The sequence below is a fragment of the Aquidulcibacter sp. genome, assembly GCF_044346625.1.
GTDB lineage: Bacteria > Pseudomonadota > Alphaproteobacteria > Caulobacterales > Aquidulcibacteraceae > Aquidulcibacter.
Window position 1 is genome coordinate 75,704 of the sequence record NZ_JBIIYV010000001.1, and the last position, 21,897, is coordinate 97,600.

At 55.8% G+C, this 21,897-nt stretch carries 18 protein-coding genes and 1 pseudogene; 6 read left to right on the plus strand and 13 right to left on the minus strand.

Annotated elements, in window-relative coordinates; translation table 11 throughout:
• Positions 1-77: 77 nt before the first annotated feature.
• Positions 78-458: a D-Ala-D-Ala carboxypeptidase family metallohydrolase gene (locus ACIQ20_RS00345; RefSeq protein ID WP_395776294.1), complete on the plus strand. Its 381-nt coding sequence runs from the start codon at positions 78-80 to the stop codon at positions 456-458.
• 86 nt (positions 459-544) lie between these two features.
• Here ACIQ20_RS00345 and ACIQ20_RS00350 read toward each other — a convergent pair whose 3' ends face one another.
• The 7 genes from ACIQ20_RS00350 to ACIQ20_RS00380 all read right to left on the minus strand — a co-directional run bounded on the left by ACIQ20_RS00350 (position 545) and on the right by ACIQ20_RS00380 (position 9,602).
• Positions 545-1,432 carry a hypothetical protein gene (locus ACIQ20_RS00350; protein WP_395776296.1) on the minus strand — a complete coding sequence of 296 codons (888 nt, stop codon included), beginning with the start codon at positions 1,430-1,432 and terminating at the stop codon, positions 545-547.
• A 151-nt stretch (positions 1,433-1,583) separates the two neighbouring features.
• Positions 1,584-2,420, minus strand: a complete 837-nt coding sequence (locus ACIQ20_RS00355) for a heme-dependent oxidative N-demethylase subunit alpha family protein (RefSeq protein WP_395776298.1) — start codon at positions 2,418-2,420, stop codon at positions 1,584-1,586.
• Positions 2,421-2,506: 86 nt separating this feature from the next.
• On the minus strand, positions 2,507-3,055 hold the full coding sequence (locus ACIQ20_RS00360) for a hypothetical protein (protein ID WP_395776300.1): 549 nt from the start codon (positions 3,053-3,055) through the stop codon (positions 2,507-2,509).
• 12 nt (positions 3,056-3,067) lie between these two features.
• The gene (locus tag ACIQ20_RS00365) at positions 3,068-3,943 is read right to left on the minus strand and encodes an autoinducer binding domain-containing protein (protein ID WP_395776302.1); all 876 of its coding nucleotides are present in this window, start codon (positions 3,941-3,943) and stop codon (positions 3,068-3,070) included.
• Positions 3,944-4,063: 120 nt separating this feature from the next.
• Complete coding sequence (locus ACIQ20_RS00370; protein WP_395776304.1) at positions 4,064-7,297, minus strand: error-prone DNA polymerase; 3,234 nt, start codon at positions 7,295-7,297, stop codon at positions 4,064-4,066.
• A gap of 39 nt (positions 7,298-7,336) precedes the next feature.
• Positions 7,337-8,905: a Y-family DNA polymerase gene (locus ACIQ20_RS00375; RefSeq protein WP_395776306.1), complete on the minus strand. Its 1,569-nt coding sequence runs from the start codon at positions 8,903-8,905 to the stop codon at positions 7,337-7,339.
• Positions 8,832-9,602 (minus strand): ImuA family protein, encoded by a 771-nt coding sequence (locus tag ACIQ20_RS00380; RefSeq protein ID WP_395776308.1) that lies wholly within the window; start codon positions 9,600-9,602, stop codon positions 8,832-8,834. Before ACIQ20_RS00380 ends, ACIQ20_RS00375 begins: the two co-directional genes overlap by 74 nt.
• A gap of 240 nt (positions 9,603-9,842) precedes the next feature.
• Here ACIQ20_RS00380 and ACIQ20_RS00385 point away from each other — a divergent pair, with 240 nt between their 5' ends.
• A complete protein-coding gene (locus tag ACIQ20_RS00385) occupies positions 9,843-12,779 on the plus strand; it encodes a PAS domain S-box protein (protein ID WP_395776310.1) in 2,937 nt (978 codons plus the stop codon).
• A gap of 11 nt (positions 12,780-12,790) precedes the next feature.
• Here the strand turns inward: ACIQ20_RS00385 and ssb are convergent, their stop codons facing one another.
• Positions 12,791-13,318, minus strand: coding sequence for a single-stranded DNA-binding protein (ssb, locus tag ACIQ20_RS00390; protein WP_395776312.1), 528 nt, complete (start codon positions 13,316-13,318; stop codon positions 12,791-12,793).
• Positions 13,319-13,604: 286 nt separating this feature from the next.
• Here ssb and uvrA point away from each other — a divergent pair, with 286 nt between their 5' ends.
• On the plus strand, positions 13,605-16,523 hold the full coding sequence (uvrA, locus tag ACIQ20_RS00395) for an excinuclease ABC subunit UvrA (RefSeq protein WP_395776314.1): 2,919 nt from the start codon (positions 13,605-13,607) through the stop codon (positions 16,521-16,523).
• A gap of 96 nt (positions 16,524-16,619) precedes the next feature.
• Positions 16,620-17,036, plus strand: coding sequence for a DUF805 domain-containing protein (locus ACIQ20_RS00400; RefSeq protein WP_395776316.1), 417 nt, complete (start codon positions 16,620-16,622; stop codon positions 17,034-17,036).
• 59 nt (positions 17,037-17,095) lie between these two features.
• On the opposite strand, the gene ACIQ20_RS00405 is transcribed toward ACIQ20_RS00400, so the two are convergent.
• A complete protein-coding gene (locus ACIQ20_RS00405) occupies positions 17,096-17,440 on the minus strand; it encodes a P-II family nitrogen regulator (protein ID WP_395776318.1) in 345 nt (114 codons plus the stop codon).
• Between the two features lie 166 nt (positions 17,441-17,606).
• Entirely contained in the window at positions 17,607-18,326 is a 720-nt protein-coding gene (locus ACIQ20_RS00410) for a class I SAM-dependent methyltransferase (RefSeq protein ID WP_395776320.1), read from the minus strand.
• 41 nt (positions 18,327-18,367) lie between these two features.
• Between ACIQ20_RS00410 and gloB the strand changes: the two genes are divergently transcribed.
• On the plus strand, positions 18,368-19,135 hold the full coding sequence (gene gloB / locus ACIQ20_RS00415) for a hydroxyacylglutathione hydrolase (RefSeq protein WP_395776322.1): 768 nt from the start codon (positions 18,368-18,370) through the stop codon (positions 19,133-19,135).
• On the plus strand, positions 19,135-19,599 hold the full coding sequence (locus ACIQ20_RS00420; RefSeq protein WP_395776324.1) for a cupin domain-containing protein: 465 nt from the start codon (positions 19,135-19,137) through the stop codon (positions 19,597-19,599). Before gloB ends, ACIQ20_RS00420 begins: the two co-directional genes overlap by 1 nt.
• A gap of 12 nt (positions 19,600-19,611) precedes the next feature.
• Here the strand turns inward: ACIQ20_RS00420 and phoB are convergent, their stop codons facing one another.
• The 3 genes and pseudogenes from phoB to pstB form a co-directional block, all read right to left on the minus strand.
• Complete coding sequence (gene phoB / locus ACIQ20_RS00425; RefSeq protein ID WP_290806612.1) at positions 19,612-20,301, minus strand: phosphate regulon transcriptional regulator PhoB; 690 nt, start codon at positions 20,299-20,301, stop codon at positions 19,612-19,614.
• Positions 20,298-21,026 (minus strand): phosphate signaling complex protein PhoU, encoded by a 729-nt coding sequence (gene phoU, locus ACIQ20_RS00430; RefSeq protein ID WP_395776326.1) that lies wholly within the window; start codon positions 21,024-21,026, stop codon positions 20,298-20,300. Before phoU ends, phoB begins: the two co-directional genes overlap by 4 nt.
• A gap of 40 nt (positions 21,027-21,066) precedes the next feature.
• Positions 21,067-21,862: pseudogene (gene pstB / locus ACIQ20_RS00435) on the minus strand (phosphate ABC transporter ATP-binding protein PstB); the annotation flags it as partial.
• Between the last annotated feature and the right edge of the window lie 35 nt (positions 21,863-21,897).

The window sequence follows — 21,897 nt, forward strand, 5'->3', positions numbered from 1 at the left end:
ATCAGGCTTAAACGGTCAATCTAACCGACCGAGCGATTAAAAGGGCCATGGTGTCGTCCGTTTTTAGGATTGACGCCATGGCCCTTTTCACTTCCCCACCCTCTGCTACCCGGCTCATCTGGCGCTGGCCGCATTTCACCCCCAAAGAGCTCGCCTGTACATGTCGCAAGCATTGCAAAGGCGAGTATTTTCACGACCCGCGCTTTCTCGATGCTTTAGAGGCCATGAGGAAGGAAATGGGACCCTTGACCATCCGCTCTGCTCATCGAAGTCGCGGCCATAATGCTGCCGTGGGCGGCGTGGCGAATTTTCATCATGCTAAGGCGATCGCCGCCGACATAGCTGTAACGGCCAAGACACGCGCGCGCATGCTACAAGCTGCCGTGAATGCAGGGTTTACGGGCCTAGGTTATGGACGCAGCTTCCTGCATGTCGATCTTGGGTCCGTTAGAGCCTGAACGTATCCAGGCGCATTGGGCTTGTGGATCAAGGCTTTAGGCCTTTACCCTATGCGTCAGCCTCTCAAACCGCGCCCAAAATAGGTCTAACCGCCCTTGCCCTTATTCTTGGCTTCTTTAGCTTCCCGCTCTGCCTTGGTAGGCGGTGGTGGGGCGCTGGCTTTGATTTGACGAGCCTGAAGGGCCAAAGCCTCGCCGCGCGCGCCCTCTTCATCTTCGCAAGAGACACGATCTTTGAGGATCGGGTCACGCCCGACAACGCAAAGACCGCTAGCGGCAACGCGGACATTGCCAACGCTGTCAGCGGGGTCATTGGTGTCGCGATTGAGTAGTTGGGATGAAACCTCGGCTTGAGCACGCGATTTGATCTCTTGCGCGTAGAAAGACAAAGCCGCACTCTCGCCCGAGCGGCCCATAGAGCCCGTTGCGCTGGCAAAGCGCTGCACGGAATCAGCAAAGGCGCGCGGTGAGATTTTGCCCGCGAAATAAAGCCGGCGGGCCAGCACTGCCTCTGCCCCAAAAAAAGTCTCAGCCGAGCGCGGATCGCGCTTTTCGAAGGCCAAAAAGCCCAACCGCTTAGTAGCTTCTAACGCAACAGCATCGCCTGCTTCACCGGGCGGCGCCAAAGTCAAAACAGTGCGGAACGCTTGCTCTGCTTGGCGAAGATCGCCAGCCGCGCTGGCAGTGATTCCAGCTTTGAGGGACTCCCGAGCCGCTTCATCGGTAATGGGCGCGGGCGGGGTAGGTTCTGGTGTTGCAACTGGGGCTGGTGCCAAGACTTCAACCACGGGGGCCGTAACCTCCGCAATTGGCGATGGAGCCGGCTTCGGGGGCGTTACCTTCTGAACAACAGGCGGACGCTGGGTGCGCTTTGACTTACTCTGCTTCTGCCCTGCTGTTTGTGCCAAGGCGAGGCTGCCCAAAGATGCCGCCACACCAGCAAACAGGAAGAAGGTTGTTTTGGAAGCTTTCAAGTGACCCTCGGTTCTAGAGCAAAGCTCGCTCTATCTGAAACAGATAAAGCGGACAAGCTGTCGCTCCAACTTAGATTTAGAGCGCCAAGCGCCAATAATTAACCACATTAGCGAACGTTCGCTGCGACGCAACGCGCAACACGCAGAAGGGTCAAGGATTTCCTGCATAGTTTTGAAGTAAGGCCGCAACATGGCGCTCTAGACTTTCCCATTTCTTGTAGACCCGCACATCAGGCGCTGCCTCTTTCCAAGCCTGACCAAAGGCCTTGGCAAGGGCCCGTTCCGCAAGGAGGTCAGCCAATTTGTAGAGCCGGATGCGAATGGTGAATAGGACTGCACCCGTTTCAGGCAGCCTGCGAATGGTCTGACGTTCGACCCGCAAATGAAGCGCATCCCTTGCCTCAATAAGGCCCGCTACCCCTGCAGCTTGGCGTAATGGTGTGCCATCGGGTGTATAGCGTGCGTCACTCCATTGCACTGTCCAATTGTGTCGCTCAAGAACAAGCTCATCGCGCAAGAGGGAGAACACGCGTGAGATGCGACCGCCGAGACCTGGATCGCCGCCCGGTACAGGTTGGTGCAAGCCAAACAGGCTTTTACCAATCGCATCATGGGCCGAGAAAAAGGTGGGACTACACAAACAAAGGGCCGTGTTCGTCCAAGCCCCATCGCGCATTTCCATCAACACTAGGTCGTCTGAAACCAAACGACTGGCAGCAAATAAGGGAGGTTCGCCAGGATCAATGCGCAAGCCACAGGCGTTTGAAACAAGCTCTGCCGCTTCGATCTGGCCAGGCATAGAGCCGGTGATACTGGCAAAGACTGTTTCAGACTCAGCATCCATCAGCTCATTCTTAGGCCCGACCCAAAACGCCTGATCATCAGGCATCAACCAGTGTTGCAGCTCAATCGGTGCCAAGCCAACATCAAAGCGCGGCGGGCCCTGTTCAAACGGCAGAGGGCGAGAGGAGGCTAGGGGATCGGACACGCCCTGTTGAAACCTGTCTGATCGCAGGTTGCAAGCGGGCAGATGCGGTAAGGCCCCTGCCCGGCTTTAGGACTAACGTGTTTGAATCAGGGTGTCGTTTGCGGGACCAAATCATTTGGCCCAATAACGCGATTGGTGGACTTGCTGGGATTGGCCCTACTGGCTGGCGTTGCGCGTTGCCGATAGGTCCAAGAATCCGCTTCATCCCCGCACACAGTTGCAAACACGCGCTGTGGCTTTCCATCGGCCCCGATGCGCACATCTTCCTGCGTTTGGCAGGTCGAATCCGGGTTCACGTCCCCGCTGAAAACATCAGAGGTGACCTTCAGACTTTGGTCCGGTGCCGCTGCGCAACTTGGTGTAGGCTGCCCCGGAGTAACGACGCATAGATTTGACGGTCCAAACAAGCTTGCCGTCGGATCAAATGCTTCCACATTGGCGTCAGGACCAGGTTGTTTTGCAGCCGGCCCAGACCAATCCAGCGGCACCGCTCCATCCGGGGTCGAAATCGCATTCCTTAGACCTGGCACAACGGGACCTGATTGAGATGCTGTCGCTGGGCCTGTCGGTGAATCTGGAGAAAGGGGCGATGAGGCCGATAGCGCGACCATCATAAGGGCCAAAAAGTGAGTCAACGCAAAAACCCCTCATGCACGAAACGACGAGATAGCAGATTGGCCGGAAGATGCCTGCGAAGTCTTACTTTGACGTGAATGCGGGCTTGGCTTGGGAAGTCGGCGAGCAACAGGGTCTTCCAATTTGATCTCAGGGCGTGGTTGGCTCAACTGATGAACAGACAAATCACCGCGTAACAAGGCCCGAACAGCTGCTTGGACCCGATTGACCACGCCCAATTTGCGCGACGCATTGCCCAAATGAAACTGGACAGTCCGCGCAGTCACCCCAGTCAGTACCCCGATCTCCCAATTGGTTTTACCCTCCAAAACCCAATGCAAACATTCAATTTCACGACTGGTCAGATGCGCAGACTCTGTGGGCTGAAACAGGGCTGCTGCGGTAAGGCGGCGCACGCGCTGATAGAATGCCATAGCAATATGGCTGAGCGCCTCCTCATCATCCGGGTCAAGGCGGAACGGCCGTGGCGCAGCAAACATCATAATGGCCACACAGCCTTGAGGGCCATGCACGGGCGTGGTGATGCCGTCTTTAAACCCTTGCAGCCGACTGGCTTGCACAAAGTCGCGATGTTCGGGGCTTCGGGCAGATGCAAAGGCGCGTTGCCACTGGACAGAGCCTGCGCGTTGAATAGCCTGATTGCGGGCCGGATCGGTCCGGCAGCTGGGCTCTGTGGCATATTGGCGTCGCCAAACGGGATCAAAATTGCCAAAACTCAACAGACTGGTGGGATTTAGCATGGGGTTATGAGGCCCGGGGGCCAATTGATACCAGCCAAAGCCACACGCTGTGGCATAGGTGGTCAGAATATGATGGAGGTCGCCTTCACGCCTTGCGGCACGCAACTCTAGTAAAACCGCGGCAGTTAGGCTTTGAATCTGAGTCATCGCCGTCTCCGTTTGTGTCGCACTCTTCTGGTGCATTTGTAAAATTTATCAATTTTAGATAGTGTTTGGTGATGGCGATAGGGGGGCGGTGTGTGTTTCCTCCGTGGCATGGGACCGCTCTCAATGAAAATCGCGGCTATTGGCGAAGGCGCGCGTGGTCCGCTGTTGAGCTAAGGCACGATTGTTGGCTTGGGTCAGCTTGGGATCTTCACGCGGGCTTTGATGCTCGTCGGCGCGTGCCAAGGCCTGAGTGAAGGTGGTGCTGCCGTCAGATAATTCAGCCAGACGGTGGTTCAAATTCGTGACCCGGTCAGCGATCACATGAATCACGCCATGCTCCCGCTGGAGCCTTCCCCGAATACCCATGAATTTTGCAGCCAAAGTCTCGCGACGAAACCGCTCAAAAATCTTGGGCCAAACAATAATATTGGCAGAGCCATCCTCGTCTTCGAGCGTCACAAACAGCACGCCTTTGGCTGTGCCAGGCTTTTGACGGACCAAAACAAGCCCCGCAACATCCACACGCGCACCATTAGGGGCGGTCTTGAGCGCTTGGGAAGTCACAAAGCGCTTCTCTGCCAATTCAGCGCGGAAAAACGACACCGGATGGGCCTTTAGGCTGAGGCGCAAACGGGCGTAATCGTGGACGACCTGCTCACTCAGCGGCATTTCTGGCAGAGCTGGATCGACTTCTGGGCCATATTCGCTGGCATGCTCAAACAAGGGCAAGGCATGCTCTGCCAGGCCTTTGGCGCGCCAAAGCGCTTGGCGACGGTCGAGTCGTAAGCTCCCCATCGCATCCCCATCGGAAAGCAAATCCATCGCCCGGCCATTCAGGCGGGCGCGCCGTTTCAGGTCTTCAGCATCAAGGAATCTTCCACCCCCAGCCCGCGCCGCCATCAAGCGCGCCGCATCTGCCTCTTTGAAACCCTTAATCTCCCGCAAGCCCAAACGCACGGCTTTACGGGTGTGGCCGACACGCGCTTCCAGCGCATTGTCCCAATCCGAAAAGCCGACATCTGGCGGCAAGACCTCTACGCCATGCTCTTTGGCATCGCGCACCAATTGGGCCGAAGCATAAAAGCCCATCGGTTGGGCATTGAGAATGGCGGCAAGAAAAACCTCTGGCCAATGCTTCTTCAGCCAAGCCGACACATAAACAATCAAAGCGAAACTGGCCGCATGGCTTTCAGGGAAGCCATATTCACCAAAGCCCTCAATCTGGCGGAAACAACGCTCGGCAAAGTCTTGCTCATAGCCATTGGCCACCATGCCATCGACCAAGCGTTTGCCAAATTCATGGATGATGCCGACCTTACGAAAGGTTGCCATGGCACGGCGCAAACGGTCGGCTTCAGAGGGCGTAAATCCTGCGGCAACAATGGCGATGCGCATGGCTTGTTCTTGAAACAAGGGCACACCAAGGGTCTTGCCAAGCACATCTTCCAGCGCCTTAGAGGGAAAGGTGACCTTCTCTTGGCCCTGACGACGGCGCAAATAGGGGTGGACCATATCGCCCTGAATAGGGCCTGGGCGAACAATGGCGACTTCAATCACCAGATCATAAAAGGTACGCGGGCGCAGTCGGGGCAGCATCGACATTTGCGCCCGGCTTTCAATCTGAAACACGCCGACCGTGTCCGCCGCACAAATCATATCATAGACAGCGGGGTCTTCGGCGGGAATATCGGCAAGGCCGAGCCGGACGCCATAATCATGCTCTAGAAACTCAAAGGCGCGGGCCACACAGGTCAACATGCCCAAGGCCAGCACATCAATCTTCAAAATCCCCAGAGCATCCAAATCATCCTTGTCCCATTCAACAAAGGTACGGTCTGGCATGGCCGCATTACCGATTGGCACCACTTCATCGAGTGGTCCGCGCGTGATGACAAAGCCGCCGACATGCTGGGATAAATGGCGGGGAAATCCGTGCAGCGTGCGGGCCAGCATCATGGTCTGCGCAATCACCGGGCTCGTAATGTCCAGACCCGTCATCTTGTGAATGAGGGCGGGATCAACCCCACCCCGGCCCCAGCCCCAGACAGACTTGGCCAAGGCTTCTTGAGTATCCCCGCTCAGCCCCATCACCTTGCCAACTTCCCGCAAGGAAGAGCGGCCGCGATAGGAAATCACAACCCCGGCAATGCCAGCCCGGTGGCGGCCAAATTTGTCATAGATATATTGGATCACCTCTTCGCGGCGCTCGTGCTCAAAGTCGACATCAATATCGGGGGGTTCGCGCCGCTCTGCTGAGATGAAGCGCTCAAACAATAGATCCACACGGATGGGGTCTACGGCGGTGATGCCGAGGCAATAACACACCACCGAATTAGCCGCTGAGCCCCGGCCTTGGCACACAATCCCCCGGCTGCGCGCAAAAGCGACAATGTCATAAACAGTCAAAAAATAGGGCGCATATTGGAGCTGATCGATGAGCGCATATTCATGATCCAAGGCCGCCCGCACCCGCTCTGGTACCCCATCAGGATAGCGACCTTGCGCGCCCAACTCACTCAAACGCATTAAACTATCCATCGGGGCTTCCCCCTGTGCTACAACTTCATCAGGATATTCATAAGCCAGTTGATCAAGGGAGAAAGTGATCGCGTCAAAGAGTTTCCTTTGTACCTGAAGACAATCTTCAAACCCTTTGAAGAGACGGATGATTTCATCAGGGTTTTTAAGGCATTTTTCGCTATTTTGTAAACGCAGATAGCCCGCTGCCTCCAATGTGGTCTTGGTCCGAATACAGGCCAGAACATCGGCCAGAAGCCGCCGTTCTGGGTTGTGGAGCAGCGCATCCATGGTGGCAATCAAGCGCCCGCGTGTACCTTTAACCAGCCCCACCAATTGGGCTAATCGTTGAAAGTCTGTGCCATCAAAAGGCCGGGTTGCCGCGACATAAAGATCAGCGGTCAAGGGTGCGTCAGCTAAGTGGCCTTTGGCTTTATCTAGCCAAGCTTGGGTGAGGATGGGTGGCGGAACAAGGATAGCACAGGCGCCCTCCATAGCTTCTAGCACGTCGGCTTTCTCTAGGGTGCAAGTGCCCTTGCGCGAGCGGCGGTTGCCACGCGTCAAGCAACGAGTTAGCCGGCCCCAAGCCACCCGGTCTTTGGGGTAAAGGACGGTCTCAAATCCATCGACATCAACCAAGCGGGACCCAACAATCAGTCTAAGGCCCGCTTCTTTGGCGGCTACATGGGCCCGCACCACACCAGCGACGGTATTGATATCAGCTACGCCTAAGCCTTGTAGACCAAGGCCATGGGCTGCCCACACCATCTCATCGGGCTGGCTCGCCCCTTTCAGGAACGAGAAACTCGTAGTGGCCAAGGGCTCAAAGATGCGCATGGCCGTACCTGAATTGGATCGACACTAAACGAAGGAGCTTCATGCCGCACTCCCATGCACATACCATTTGGGATGATCGACTTTGCCGGGCAGGCCTTGGCGGTAGAGCCAGAAGCGACGGCCCTCAATCGTCTCGATGCGATAATAGTCACGGTCATGGGCCTCGCCACAGGCAATACGCTCTGGCCCTTCGGCGCACGCAACTTTGAAGGCTAAAGCGCGCCAGCGAAACAGGCGGGGTGGGCCGTCTGGCACCTCGGCAATGGCATCAATCGGTTCGGCACGCTCCAACAGCAAAGCGGGGCGCCGCGCCGCCAAAGCTTCGGGGAAGCGGCTGACCTGTGGCCGTCGATCGGCAACAGCCACAGGGCGCACAGCTTGTTCAGGCACCCAATGGGCCACCGCCTCCATCCGCGTCACCCGTCCAGCGCCTAAACGGGCGGATAGGCGGTCGGCCAGGCGATGTAGGGCATCGGCACTGGCCAAAGCAGCAGCAGCGACTGGGTCCAAGTCCATGACTTGACCCTCCAGAACTTCCACCACGGGCGCACAAATTTCAACCAGATCAATTCCAAAGCCCAGATCGAGCCCGGCACCATTAGCCTCTGCCTCAATCCGTTCACACAAGACCTTCGTCCACAAAACCGCATCGCGATGGGCGCGCCCGGATCCGCCAACAAGCTGTAAGACGACCCCATCTACACGGTAGAGATTTAGAACCAAACGGCGTGCGCCTTCATTATAGGAGTCCAAAAGCGTGCATATCTCCCCCGCAGCCTTCGCCCCCGCCAGCTCAAGGCCATGGCGGGTCATCAATGGTTCGGCCAAGCGCAGGCGGATGCGCCGCGGTATAATCTCTGCAACCGGATCGATGGCCTCTTCCTCAAGCCCACGGGCGCGGTCCAAAGCGCGCACCAGATCAATCCCGAACCGCCGGGCCAAAGCCGCCGACGATTGGGTGGCGACTTGGCCAATGGTTTTCAAGCCCAAGGCCCGCAAGCCTGTGGTCGTACCGTTTGGCAGGCGCAAAGCCTCAACCGGCAAAGCCCCCACCAAGGCACGCAAAGCCGCGCCATCCGGGGCACTTAAGCCATGGCACGCCTCTGGCGCAAAGCGTGCCAAAGCAAAGGCCGCGCCGGGTGTGGCGGCACAAGCTGCACGCGCTGTCAGACCTAAAGCCCGCATTTTGATGACCATATCAGCCAGCATGGCGGCCTCTCCACCAAACAAATGGGCACAGCCGGTGATGTCGAGGAAAAGCGCATGGGTGTTTTCAAGGCCTTTGACCGGGGCACAATATGGGCTCCACCGCATGGCCCAACGCGCCAAAGCGATCAGATCATCGCCCTCCCCCACGGGGTCACTGTCGGCGACACAAATATCTGTCACCAAGGCCTTGGCCCCCGCCAGCATCATGCCAGAGGATAGACCTGCCTCTTGCGCGGCACGATTGAGGGCAATGAGGCGAATTCCCCCAGCACTACGCGCAACCGTGGCGCACGGCTTAGCGCGCGAGAAACGTGCCCCATCGCCCTTAAGCAGAGAGGCGTTGCGGCTGAGGCGGTCGGTTGGCCAACGTGGCAGGCTGATACAGGCTATGCGTCGCATCATCATACTCCAAATCAAAGGATTGTGGACGCGCACCACTGCGGGCACGCTCAAGGTGAAGTCTCCACGCTGGGGGCCCAAGCCCCGGCAGCGCCGTGCCCAGCGCCACAGGTCTGCATGGGCGACTGGCCAGCACCAGTCGCGCACGCGCTGGCGCAAAGGCAGAGGTACGCAGCCCTTGAACAGCCAAAACCAAGCTATGGGCCTGCTCTGCCGCCAGTTGCACCCGCCGTGCACCGGCAAGGCTGAAGCCAGCTTTGGAACCAGACACAGCCAAAACACCGGCCAATCCAAAGGTTCGTGCTGCATCCTCCAAACAGGCATGAAAGCCCTTCACATCCGGCGCACGCACCAACACAATACGGGATGGACACACGCCCAGCTTCTGCAAACCCGGCCCATAAAGCTGCCCCCAAGCAGGCCCCCACCCCTGCCCACGACTGGCATCTTCAATCACCACCAGATCACCCGAGCGCTGTTGCAGCGCCCTGGCCATACAGGCGAAAGCAAAGTGCAAACTGGCTGGCTCATCCATGAAAGCGGCAGGAACCACTTCGGTTACACCGCCCAAAGCCAACCCGCCGCCCAAGGCTGCGTCCAACCTGTCTGCGCCTGTTGGCAAACAGCTCAACGCCGGGCGGCCCTCTGTTTCAATGGCCCGTATCTGGGTACGCAACGCGGTCAAATCCGGTCTCATGGCTGTAAATCACACACCTTCCTGCTCTTTATGTTCTTGATTTGTTCTAACCACGAAGACGCCGGTGAGTCGAGTCGGGAATCTGGCGCCTTTCCGTTCGCACGTCCGGTAATGACGTAAGAGATGGGTGCCCTCTGGGTGTCATCACCGCAAATCGCTAAGAATCTCCCCGAAACGACAATTTAACCCAACGGAAACACCATTTGGTCTATACATCATCCCAATCTTTAGGATGGACGCATGAAATCGATCCCTAGGCTACTGACAGTGACCTTTGCCATTCTGCTTATGGCAGCGGCTTCGTCATGGCAGCTTGCCTCCTATCGCGAAATAAATACCCGACAGATTTTGTTCACCGAAGCCACCAGCGAGATCAATCGGATCGACGAAGTCTTGACCATGTCCGCGCTCATGCATGCCACGACAGCCGACCCAAAATGGGCACAGCGTTACGAAGAAAATGCCCCACTTCTTGAAGCCGCCATAGTCAAGGCTATGTCAATCGGCCCAGCGGGGGTGAAGGAAAACCTCGACGCAATCGAACTGGCGAATACCAAGCTTATCGATCTTGAACGCCTGTCCTTTGCTTTGGTGGCCGATGGCAAGAAAGAAGATGGCCTCGCCATTCTGTCCTCGCAAGATTATGCCAATCTGAAAGCCACCTATACCCAAGAAATCAAGAAATCGCTTGAAGCAGGCTCGTCAGATATTAAAGCCGCGAAAGAAAGTATCCAGACTGGGCTTCTCAGCACCATCATTCTGGCAGGTATTGCCTTCATTTTAATTTTCGAGCTTTGGCGAAAAGACCAACAAAGAAATCAAAGAGATAAAATCCGCTATCGGGAGTTTGCGCGCTTTGCCGAATTAGCCCGCAACCCTGTCGTGCGCACCAATAAAAATCGAGAAATCATTTGGGTCAACGACGCCTATCTTGAACTTACAGGCTATAGCCGCGAAGAGGTAATTGGCAAAAGGCCAAGCCAACTGAACTTCTGTCCGGAAACAGATACGCTAGAAGTGGCGAAATTGCTCGCAGCCATTGATCGGGGACAAGCCGCCAGCGCAACCCTCTTGAACCGGACAAAAGAAGGCCGGATGTATTGGATCAATTTAGACATCCAACCCCTATTGGACGAACAAGGGCAGTTGGAAGGTTTCCAAGCAATTGAAACCGAGGTCACCGATCTGGTCGAAGCCCAGCGCCGCGCCGATGATGCCTTAGCCAATCTCAATGCCTATCAATCCGCATTGGACAAGCATTCGATCATCTCGGTGGCTGACCAATTTGGCCGAATTGAATTCGTAAATGACCGCTATTGCGAAATCAGCGGCTATTCACGCGAAGAACTGATCGGGCAAAGTTATACGGCCGTTCAATCGGATATGCATGATCCATCCTATTTCCAAACGATGCGGGACACGATCAACGCTGGCCACTCCTGGCATGGCGAGGTCTGCAACCGGGCTAAGGATGGGTCGCTATTTTGGGTCGTGGCAACGGTTGTGCCTTTGCCCGCAACGCGCACGGAAGGGCCCCGCTTTGTTAGCGTGCTTTACGACATCACCGAGCGCAAACGCACTGAGACAGAGCTCAAAGAGGCCCTGAACCACTCATCTACTTTCTTCGATGTGTCGTCTGAACTACTCGCTATCTTCGACCATGAGGGAAATGCCGTCAGACTCAGCAAGGCTGCAGAGAAAATCATTGGTCGATCTGAGCAAGACTTGATTGGTCGGTCGACGACTGACTTTATCCATCCCGATGATGAAGAGCACACAGCAAAGGCGATGCAGAAGCTCTTAGACACCGGCGAGTTGGATAATTTCGTTGCCCGCTACATCCATCCAAACGGCGAAGTCCGCAGTGTGGAGTGGCGCTCTAAAATTGTTGGTGACTTCATCTACGCGACGGCAAGTGATGTAACCGAACGCTTAGCGACCGAAGCTGAATTGCTGGCCGCACGGGAGCAGGCCGAAGCCGCCAATCGCGCGAAGAGTAGCTTCCTGGCCAACATGAGCCATGAGATCCGCACCCCCTTAAACGGGGTCATTGGTGTGGTTGGGGCTTTGTCCCGCACCGATTTGACGCACACCCAGCGCGAAATGGTCGACCTCATTCAATCGTCTGGGGAAACGCTGGAACTTCTTTTGTCGGATATCCTTGATGTCTCGAAAATCGAGGCGGGCAAGTTTACCTTGCAGCCCGAACCTTTTGACCTTCGCAAAACTATAGAGGCAACCGCGCAAGTCATGGGCATACGGGCTGAGGAAAAAGGCCTCAGATTCCACGTCAAATTTGGCCCCGGTACCGAAGGCCTGTTTGAAGGCGATGGTGTGCGGGTCAAGCAAATCGTATCCAACTTGGCCTCGAATGCCGTGAAATTCACACAAACAGGTCAAATCGATATCAATATCACGGCCACCGATAAGGCAGATGGATCGTGCGAAGTCATGATCAGCGTCAAAGACACCGGAATCGGCTTTGACGAGCAGACCAAGAAGCGGCTGTTCACTCGGTTCGTACAGGCCGATGCGTCCATTACTAAGAACTTCGGCGGAACAGGATTAGGCTTATCGATCTGCCGCACCTTAACCGACATGATGGGTGGGCAGTTCTTGGTCACCTCTGAGGCCGGGATTGGTAGCCTGTTCTCTGTCATTCTGCCTTTGCCACGGGTAAAGCTTGAAGCTGCTCAGACCGGCATAAACGCTGCGCCGAGCGAGACCTTAACAGACCTATTGCCGCACGCAGCCAGTCGTTCGATCCTGTTGGCGGAAGATCATCTTGTTAATCAGCGTGTGATCGCAATGATTCTTGAGCCTCATGGCATCACAGTGACGATCGCCCAGAACGGCGCGGAGGCCGTTGAAATGTGGCAAAATGCACATTTTGATCTTGTGCTGATGGACATGCAAATGCCGATTATGGATGGCCTATCCGCGACAAAGCGTATCCGCGAGATTGAACGCAGAGATGGCTTGCGGCGCACGCCCATCGCCATGGTCAGCGCCAATGCGATGAAGGAACATATCACCCAGTCTTTCTTGGCCGGCTGTGACTTCCATATCGCCAAGCCTGTCACGCCCGAAACCCTACTCAAGGGCATTGATGCGGCGCTTGAGGCATGTGAGACTACCGAACAAGCCGCCTCAAGCAAGGCCAAAAACTCAGTCTAAGCTTAGTCTGATCAGAACGGGATATCGTCCTCAAGGTCTGCCGCAAATGAGCGCTTCTCGCCTTGAATTGACCGTGGTGCAGAAGATCCACCGCCGAAGCTGCCGCCATTGCCGCCGCTGCCGCCCATAGAACGACCGCCGCCAAATCCGCCTTCTGAACGATCTTCGACCATGTCGCCACCACCAGAACGGCCATCGAGGATGGTGATTTCACCTTTGAACCGGCCAATAACCACTTCCGTGGAATAGCGCTTTTGGCCGGCTTGATCGGTCCACTCACGGGTCTGCAACTGGCCTTCAACATAGACCTTGCTGCCTTTTTTGACATAATTCTCAACGACCTTCACCAGATTGTCGTTGCGCACAACGACACGGTGCCATTCGGTCTTTTCTTTTTTCTCGCCGGTTGCTTTGTCGTTCCAGCGCTCACTGGTTGCGACAGAAAACTCCGCGATGCGATCACCCGATGGAAAGGACTTGATCTCAGGGTCGCGCCCTAAATTTCCAACCAAGATCACTTTGTTCACGCTGCCCGCCATTGCCCTTACTCCGTCTTTTTTGCCGTTGGCGACTCATCCTGTCGCGCCTCAGCATCGTATTCATTTAAACTGACGCTACAGGTCTCATGTCCAAACCAGAAGAGAGGGGCGACACTCAAACCGCCTCGCCTTGTGGATAAGCATGTAAAACTGTGCATGCCGTGGACAAGCGCAAGATGTTCACATAATGTTCTATTCGTCAAGCTGGTTCGCACGCGCTAATCAGGGCGACATTGTTTTGGCCTTGGGGCTTCAGGCTCAAAGGTTAGCGTAATCAAGGTCACACATGTCTGAATCGCCTGTTATCCGTGTGCGCGGCGCGCGCGAACATAATCTGAAGAATGTCACGGTTGAGATCCCGCGCGGGGAGTTGGTAGTTATCACAGGCCTATCAGGGTCGGGGAAAAGCTCGCTCGCCTTTGATACGATCTATGCGGAAGGGCAAAGACGTTACGTCGAAAGCCTTTCCGCTTACGCGCGACAATTCCTAGAGCTGATGCAAAAGCCGGATATGGACTCGATTGAAGGCTTGTCGCCTGCCATCTCGATTGAACAGAAGACGACTTCGAAGAACCCGCGATCGACGGTCGGCACGGTTACAGAGATTTACGACTATATGCGCCTGTTGTGGGCTCGCATCGGTGTACCCTATTCACCCGCTACCGGCCTACCTATTGAAAGCCAGACCGTCAGCCAAATGGTGGATAAAATTAAAGTCCTGCCAGAAGGCACCCGTCTATTTCTGTTGGCACCTGTGGTACGCGGCCGAAAGGGTGAGTTTAAAACCGAATTTAAAAGCTGGATCAAACAAGGCTTTGTGCGCGCCAAGATTAACGGCGAATATCATGAACTTGAGAATGCCCCTGACCTCGACAAGAAACTGAAGCATGACATTGATGTCGTGGTTGATCGCATTGCGGTTCGTTCAGGCATCGAACAACGTCTGGCAGAGGGTTTTGAGACCTGCTTACGTTTGGCGGATGGCATCGCTTTGGCTGAATTTGCCGATGAAAAGGATGATAAGGGCGCGGCAAAGCGAATGCTGTTTTCGGCGAAATTTGCCTGTCCGGTGTCAGGCTTTACCATCCCAGAGATTGAGCCGCGTCTTTTCTCCTTCAACAATCCCTTTGGTGCCTGTCCAACGTGCGACGGCTTAGGCGTACAGCTCAAATTTGACCAGGAGTTGGTGGTTCCTGATTCCAGCAAGACCCTAAATGATGGCGTTATTGCACCTTGGGCGAAGGGAGCTTCACCGCTTTATACCCAAACCTTACAAGCTTTGGCCCGTCATGCAGAAGTTGCGTTGACAACACCTTGGACGAAACTTCCCGAAAGCTTTCAAAAGCTTGTGCTCTATGGGTCGGGAACCGAAAAGGTAAAATTCGTCTATGATGATGGCGCGCGGCGCTATGAAACCACCAAGACGTTTGAAGGCGTAATCCCCAATCTAGAACGGCGTTGGCGCGAGACAGATTCCGCCTGGTCACGCGAGGAATTGGGCCGCTATCAATCTGCCCAGAAGTGCCCAACTTGCGACGGCAAGCGTCTGAAACCCGAAGCACTGGCGGTGCGTGTCGGGGGTGAAGATGTCTCAGTGGTATCCTCTCGTTCGATCCGGGCCGCGCGCGACTGGTTTGTCGATTTAGAAGGTCGGCTAACACCAAAGGAATTAGAAATCGCGACCCGAGTTTTGAAAGAGATCAAAGAACGCCTGCGCTTCTTGGTCGATGTCGGTTTGGATTATCTCACTTTGCATCGTGGTTCAGCGACCCTGTCAGGTGGCGAAAGCCAGCGCATCCGACTGGCCAGCCAAATTGGCTCGGGACTCACGGGCGTGCTTTACGTCTTGGATGAGCCCAGCATTGGTCTGCATCAACGAGATAACACACGCCTACTCACCTCGCTGAAAGGTCTGCGTGATCTTGGTAATAGCGTTATCGTGGTTGAACATGATGAGGAGGCGATTCTAACGGCAGATCATGTGCTCGACATGGGGCCACTGGCCGGCATTCATGGCGGGCAAGTCGTCGCGCAAGGCAAGCCTGCCGATATTGAAGCGGCCAAGGGCAGCCTGACTGGTGCCTATTTGCGCGGCGAAAAGTCCATCCCCATCCCGCCTAAGCGCCGTCGGCGCAATCCAAAGAAGTTTCTTCGCATCGAAGGGGCGACCGGCAATAATCTCAAAAATGTCTCGGTCGATATTCCACTGGGGATTTTCACCTGCGTGACGGGCGTCTCAGGCGGGGGCAAATCCACTCTTATTCTCGAGACGCTCTATAAGGCCCTCGCCCGTCGCTTGAACGGGGCAAATGAAGTGCCAGGCCCACATAAGGCGCTGGAAGGCCTGCACCACCTCGACAAGGTGATTGATATCGACCAGAGCCCGATTGGCCGCACGCCGCGGTCCAATCCTGCTACTTATACCGGTGCCTTTGGTCCAATCCGTGACTGGTTTGCTGCGCTGCCAGAGTCAAAAGCGCGCGGCTATGGCCCAGGCCGGTTCAGCTTCAACGTCAAAGGTGGCCGCTGTGAAGCCTGCCAAGGCGATGGCGTACAAAAGATTGAAATGCACTTCTTACCGGACGTCTATGTCACCTGTGACGTCTGCCACGGCCAACGCTATAATCGGGAGACCTTGGAAGTCACTTATCGTAACAAATCTATCGCGCAAGTGCTGGACATGAGTGTGGACGAAGCAGCAGGCTTCTTCCAAGCGGTGCCCTCCATTCGCGACAAGATGGAAACTTTGGTGCGGGTCGGACTAGGCTATGTCAAAGTCGGCCAGCAGGCGACCACCCTGTCCGGCGGAGAAGCCCAGCGGGTGAAACTTTCCAAGGAATTGTCCCGCCGCGCTACGGGACGAACGCTCTATATCCTCGATGAGCCCACCACCGGTCTGCATTTTGAAGATACGCGTAAGCTGTTGGAAGTTCTGCAAGAATTGGTGGATCAGGGCAATAGCGTCTTGGTTATTGAGCATAATTTGGACGTGATCAAAACGGCCGATTGGCTGATCGATCTGGGACCTGAAGGCGGCGACGGCGGTGGCTTGATTGTCGCCGAAGGTACTCCTGAAGAGGTGGCCTTAGTTGCAGGCTCCTGGACCGGCCGCTATTTGAAAGAGACTTTGCTCAAACACGAAGAACGCCGCCTAGCCCAAGCCGAACGCATGGCCCACGAGGCACAAGTGGAAGCTAAAGCTTAGGGGATATTTCGGGCCGACCGTCGCGTGCACACAATCCGGTCAAATTGTGCGCACCTGCTCAAGGGTTTCCTAAGGCCGTGGCATTACGATCCGGCCATGGTAACTAACTATCTTTACGCCCTGACCCATATGCTGGACATAACGGGGCGTATGAGCCGACGTGCTTATTGGTATTTTCTCTTGATGGTGCTGGCACTGAGTTGCGTCGCTATTTCAGTGGATAGCGCTGTCCTCTTATCTGCCCTCACGGATGGCACGCCAGAGCTCAAGATCGGCACCATCACCATGACCTTTGGGGCCTTACATGCCTTGCCGATTTTTTCGGCTAGCTTCCGTCGTCTGCACGATATCGGCAAGTCAGGCTTTTGGATCGTCTTGAACCTTGTGCCCTTTGTCGGCAGCCTGATTCTATTTTCTTGGTATGCAAGACCCAGCGCGCTTGCCAGTGTCCACGGGGAGGCTCCGCGTGAGCGGCTCTCACGGCCAAATTGGGCAGATCGCACGCAATTCTAAAAGACAAAAAAAGGCGGCACCACTTGGGGCCGCCCTTTTGGTTTAAGCCATTAGCGACCTTAGCCCGCAACTGCAGCGGCGTCTTTCTCGCCCGTGCGAATGCGCAGGGCCATTTCGACATCGACAACAAAGATTTTCCCATCGCCGATCTTGCCCGTGTTGGCAGCACCCGCCAGCGCTTCAACCACTTTGTCGACCATGTCATCGGTGACCACGGCCTCAATCTTGACCTTGGGCAGCAATTTCACTTCATATTCGGCGCCACGATAAACTTCGGTCTTGCCCTTTTGACGACCATAGCCGCGAACTTCGGTAACAGTCAGGCCCGAAATGCCCGCTTCGGTTGCCGCATCAAGCACTGCATCGAGACGGCTTGGTTTGATAATGGCGGTGACAAGCTTCATTCTGTTCCCCTCACTTCGCATCGGGTTCGTTCTTTGGAACCAGACCCTGATTATTCCATCACGATGTAGATTAGACAATCAGCAGCACTTGTGACCCGCTTTCAATGCCAGGCCGCACGGCAGAAGGAATTAGCACAATTTTTGAGCGACTTTTGCAGCGATTGCCTCAAAAACGTGCGGCCGCGGGCTGGGCTAACAACACGCGTCGACCTTGGCCGGGAAGACTGTCGGCATACAGACGCTTCACCGCCTCGACTAAGATAACCCCACCTAGCGCTGGCCAAGCCCGTTCGCCGACACTTTCCCACGTCTCCGCGGCTCCGCCGGTTGCCATTTTCCAAGTCAAGGGCGGACCATAGAGCGCGCGCGACCATGCCACCGGTTGAAACATGGCCTCGCTTAAGAGGCTTGCCAGCTGGCTGCGGCTATAAGGCCTGCCTTGGCCAAAAGGGGTCGATTCAGCCCGGGCCCAAATGCCACCGCGATTGGCGACCGCAATCATCAAGCGCCCTTCGGGGGCAAGCAATCGCCAAAGTTCGCGCAGCAGCACGCGGGGATTCTCCGCTTCTTCTAAAGCATGGACACAGAGGATGCGGTCAAAGATTGCTTCGGTGAAAGGCATCCGGTCCTCATCACCGATACAGGTAAGGTTGGAAGCACCCGATGGCCACCGCTCTACCCCTTGCGTGGCCGGCATCAAGGCAGTGACACGCCGCGCGGTTGGCAGCCACGGCGTCAAATAAGGCGTCGCATAGCCAAAACCTAGAACATCGAGGCCTTTACAATCCCCCCAAGCATCAACCATGCGGCGACCAGCCATAGCCTGCGCGGTCTGCCCTAAGGGGCCCGCATAAAAACTTTGCAAGGCGAGAACATCAACGCGCATGGGGACTAGGATAAACCAATTTTCTCTCTTAAAGGACAGTCATGCTTATCATTCATATGTTTCCATGTCTGTCTGACAATTATGGCTTTCTTGTCCGCGATTCGACCACAGGCAAAGTGGCCTGTATCGATACCCCAGACGCCACAGCCATTCTAGCCGAAGCCCAAAAATTGGGCTGGCAAATCGACGAAATCTGGAACACCCATTGGCATCCAGATCATGCAGGCGGCAATCAAGCCATTGAAAAGGCTCTGGGCTCCATCTCATTGGGGCCAGAAGAAGTCCACACACGCATCAGCCCGCTCTCGAAGATCGTGCGGCCAGGTGAAACCGTCCATTTGGGCGAGAGCTCTGCCGAAGTCATAGATGTTGGTGGGCATACCCTAGGGCATATCGCCTTCTACTTTGCGGCAGACCAAGTGGCATTTGTCGGCGATGCGTTGTTTGCGTTGGGTTGCGGGCGGCTGTTTGAAGGCAGCGCCGAACAGGCTTGGGCTAGCCTCTCGCGCCTCATGGCGCTGCCCGATGCGACGACCATTTATTGCGCGCATGAATATACAGCCGCCAATGCGCGCTTTTGTGCGACAATTGAGACCGATAATGTTGCACTGACAAACCGAATTGCCGACATCACCCGCTTGCGCGCCGAAAATCTGCCGACCGTTCCAACCAGCATTGGGCTTGAACGGGCGACCAATCCGTTTGTGAGGGCGGATCTGCCTAGCGTTCGAGCTGCGATAGGGATTGCTGCCGATGCCGCCGCCTACGAGGCGTTTGGGCGCGTGCGGCAAATGAAGGACCAATTCTAATGCAGCGGGCCGTGTCAGGCGATTTATCGGCTTCTGAGATCATTGCCCTGCTGCAGATGAAGTCCCACCCAGAGGGTGGCTATTATGTTGAGACGTTTCGTGACCCTGAAGGGCCGGAGGGCCGCGGCTTTTCCACCAGTATCTATTTTCTACTTCAAGCGGGTGAAGTCTCCGCTTGGCACCGCGTCGATGCTGGGGAACATTGGTTTTGGCATGCAGGCGGGCCATTGGCGCTGAGCATCAGTGAAGATGGCCAGAAAGCGTATGCGCATCGATTAGGGCCAGACCTTAGAGCGGGACAACGGCCACAAGCACTTGTGCCCGCAGGCGCTTGGCAAGCAGCCGAAAGCCTCGGCGCTTGGACCTTGGTTAGCTGCGTTGTCGCGCCGGGTTTCGTGTTTGAACGATTTGAACTCGCCCATTCGGACTGGTTTCCGGGCAAGCCTGGGCAAGCCCCGATTTAGGCCAGTCCCACGTTAATTGGCCTTGTCGAGCGCATAGCCGGCTGAGCGCACCGTACGAATCGGATCGATTTCGTCGCCTTCATTCAAGGCTTTGCGCAAACGACCGACATGGACGTCGACGGTCCGGGCTTCGACATAAACGTCAGAGCCCCAAACCGCGTCCAGCAATTGTTCGCGCGAGAAGACACGCCCTGGATGCTGCATGAAATAGTCAAGCAAACGGAACTCTGTCGGGCCCAAATGGACATCACGCTCGCCCCGCTTCACGCGGTAGGAAACCCGGTCGACCACGATATCGCCAAACACCAAACGGTCGTCGGCAAGGCCTGGGCGAATACGACGAAGCACGGCGCGCACGCGAGCTAAAAGTTCGGTCGTCGAAAATGGCTTGGTGACGTAATCATCCGCACCTGTATCGAGGCCACGAATCCGGTCAGATTCTTCGCCACGCGCCGTCAGCATGATGATAGGGATATTGCGCGCATCTGGCTTAGCCCGCAGCCGACGACACACTTCGATGCCGGGCACCTTTGGCAACATCCAATCCAGAATGACCAAGTCAGGCAAGCGCTCTGACGCCATCATCAGGGCTTCCTCACCATCGACAGCGACGCCGACATGATAGCCATCTTTTTCCAGATTATAACGCAATAGCGTGGCTAAGGCGTCTTCGTCTTCAACAACAAGCACGTATGGGGTCATGACAATGGCTCCTGATTGGGTGACGATGGAAGGGGAGGCATGACAGGGTCGACAGCTTTCGGGCGGTCGGTGCCAATGTCTTCACCGGTTTCAAGGAAATAAATGACTTCGGCCATATTGGTGCAGTGATCGCCGATCCGCTCAATATTCTTAGCGACAAACAACAAATGCGCGCCTGGACCAATCATGCGAGGATCTTCCATCATATAAGTCAGAAGTTCGCGGAAAAGAGAGTTATAATGCTCATCCAGCTCTTCATCCTGCATCCAGACCGAAACGGCACCCGCCACTTCACGCGATGCAAAAGTGTCGAGGACTTGCTTCAACTGGGTAACAGCGATCTTGCCCATGCGTTCGACGCTGCGTGTCAAGGCGATGGGGTCAAATTCCTGAATGGTCAGCGCGCGCTTGGCGATATTCTTAGCCAAATCGCCAATGCGCTCGAGGTCGCCAGCAAGCTTTAATGCAGCTACGGTTTGCCGCAAATCGCGACCCAAAGGCTGACGCAGCGCCAATAGACGCATGATCTTCCGCTCAATCTCCCGCTGGAGCTCGTCAATTTTCTTGTCGCCCTCAATCACGCTGCGGGCAAGGCTAGCATCGCGGCGGGCGATGGCGGTGACGGCGTCGCTCAAGGCCTGCTCAGAGTAGCCACCCATGCGTGTGAGGTCTGCCCCGAGGGCTTCCAATTCTTCGGTAAAGGCGCGGACGGTATGTTCTGTCATCTCAACTTACTTTCAAGCCCCCGTTTAGGGAGCAAACGTCTTAGCCAAACCGGCCTGTGATATAATCTTGCGTTCGGCTGTCGCGCGGGTTGGTGAAAATTTCTTCGGTTGGGCCTGCCTCCACCAGTTTGCCCATATGGAAGAAGGCGGTCCGCTGGCTGACGCGGGCAGCCTGCGCCATAGAGTGCGTGACGATGATAATGCAGAAATTCTGCCGCAATTCATCGATCAATTCCTCAATCTTGGCCGTCGCGATGGGGTCCAAGGCTGAGCAAGGCTCATCCATCAGAATGATTTCAGGATTGACCGCAATGGCGCGGGCAATCACCAAGCGCTGCTGCTGGCCACCCGACAAGCCCGTCCCGGGCTGATGCAGACGGTCCTTCACTTCCTCCCAAAGGCCCGCTTTGCGCAGGCTTTGCTCCACAATGCGCTCTAGACCTGGCTTGTCATTGGCAATGCCATGGATACGCGGGCCATAGGCTACATTCTCGAAAATCGTCTTCGGAAATGGATTGGGCTTCTGGAACACCATGCCAACCGACGCCCTAAGCACAACTGGATCAATCGCTCGGTCATTCACATCGCGACCATCAACTTGAATACTGCCTGTCACTTTGCAGGAATCGATGGTGTCATTCATGCGATTGATGCAGCGCAAAAATGTCGATTTCCCGCAGCCCGATGGGCCGATAAAGGCGGTCACTGATGCATCAGGTACATCCAAGGACACGTCAAACAAGGCTTGCTTGGTGCCATAAAAGACATTGACGTCACGCGCGCGCACTTTTGAACTGATGTCCGGCAGAATGCCCGTCGATTGTTGCAGGTGCGCGGCATGGGTTTCGCCATGAGCTTCAGAGCTGCTTTG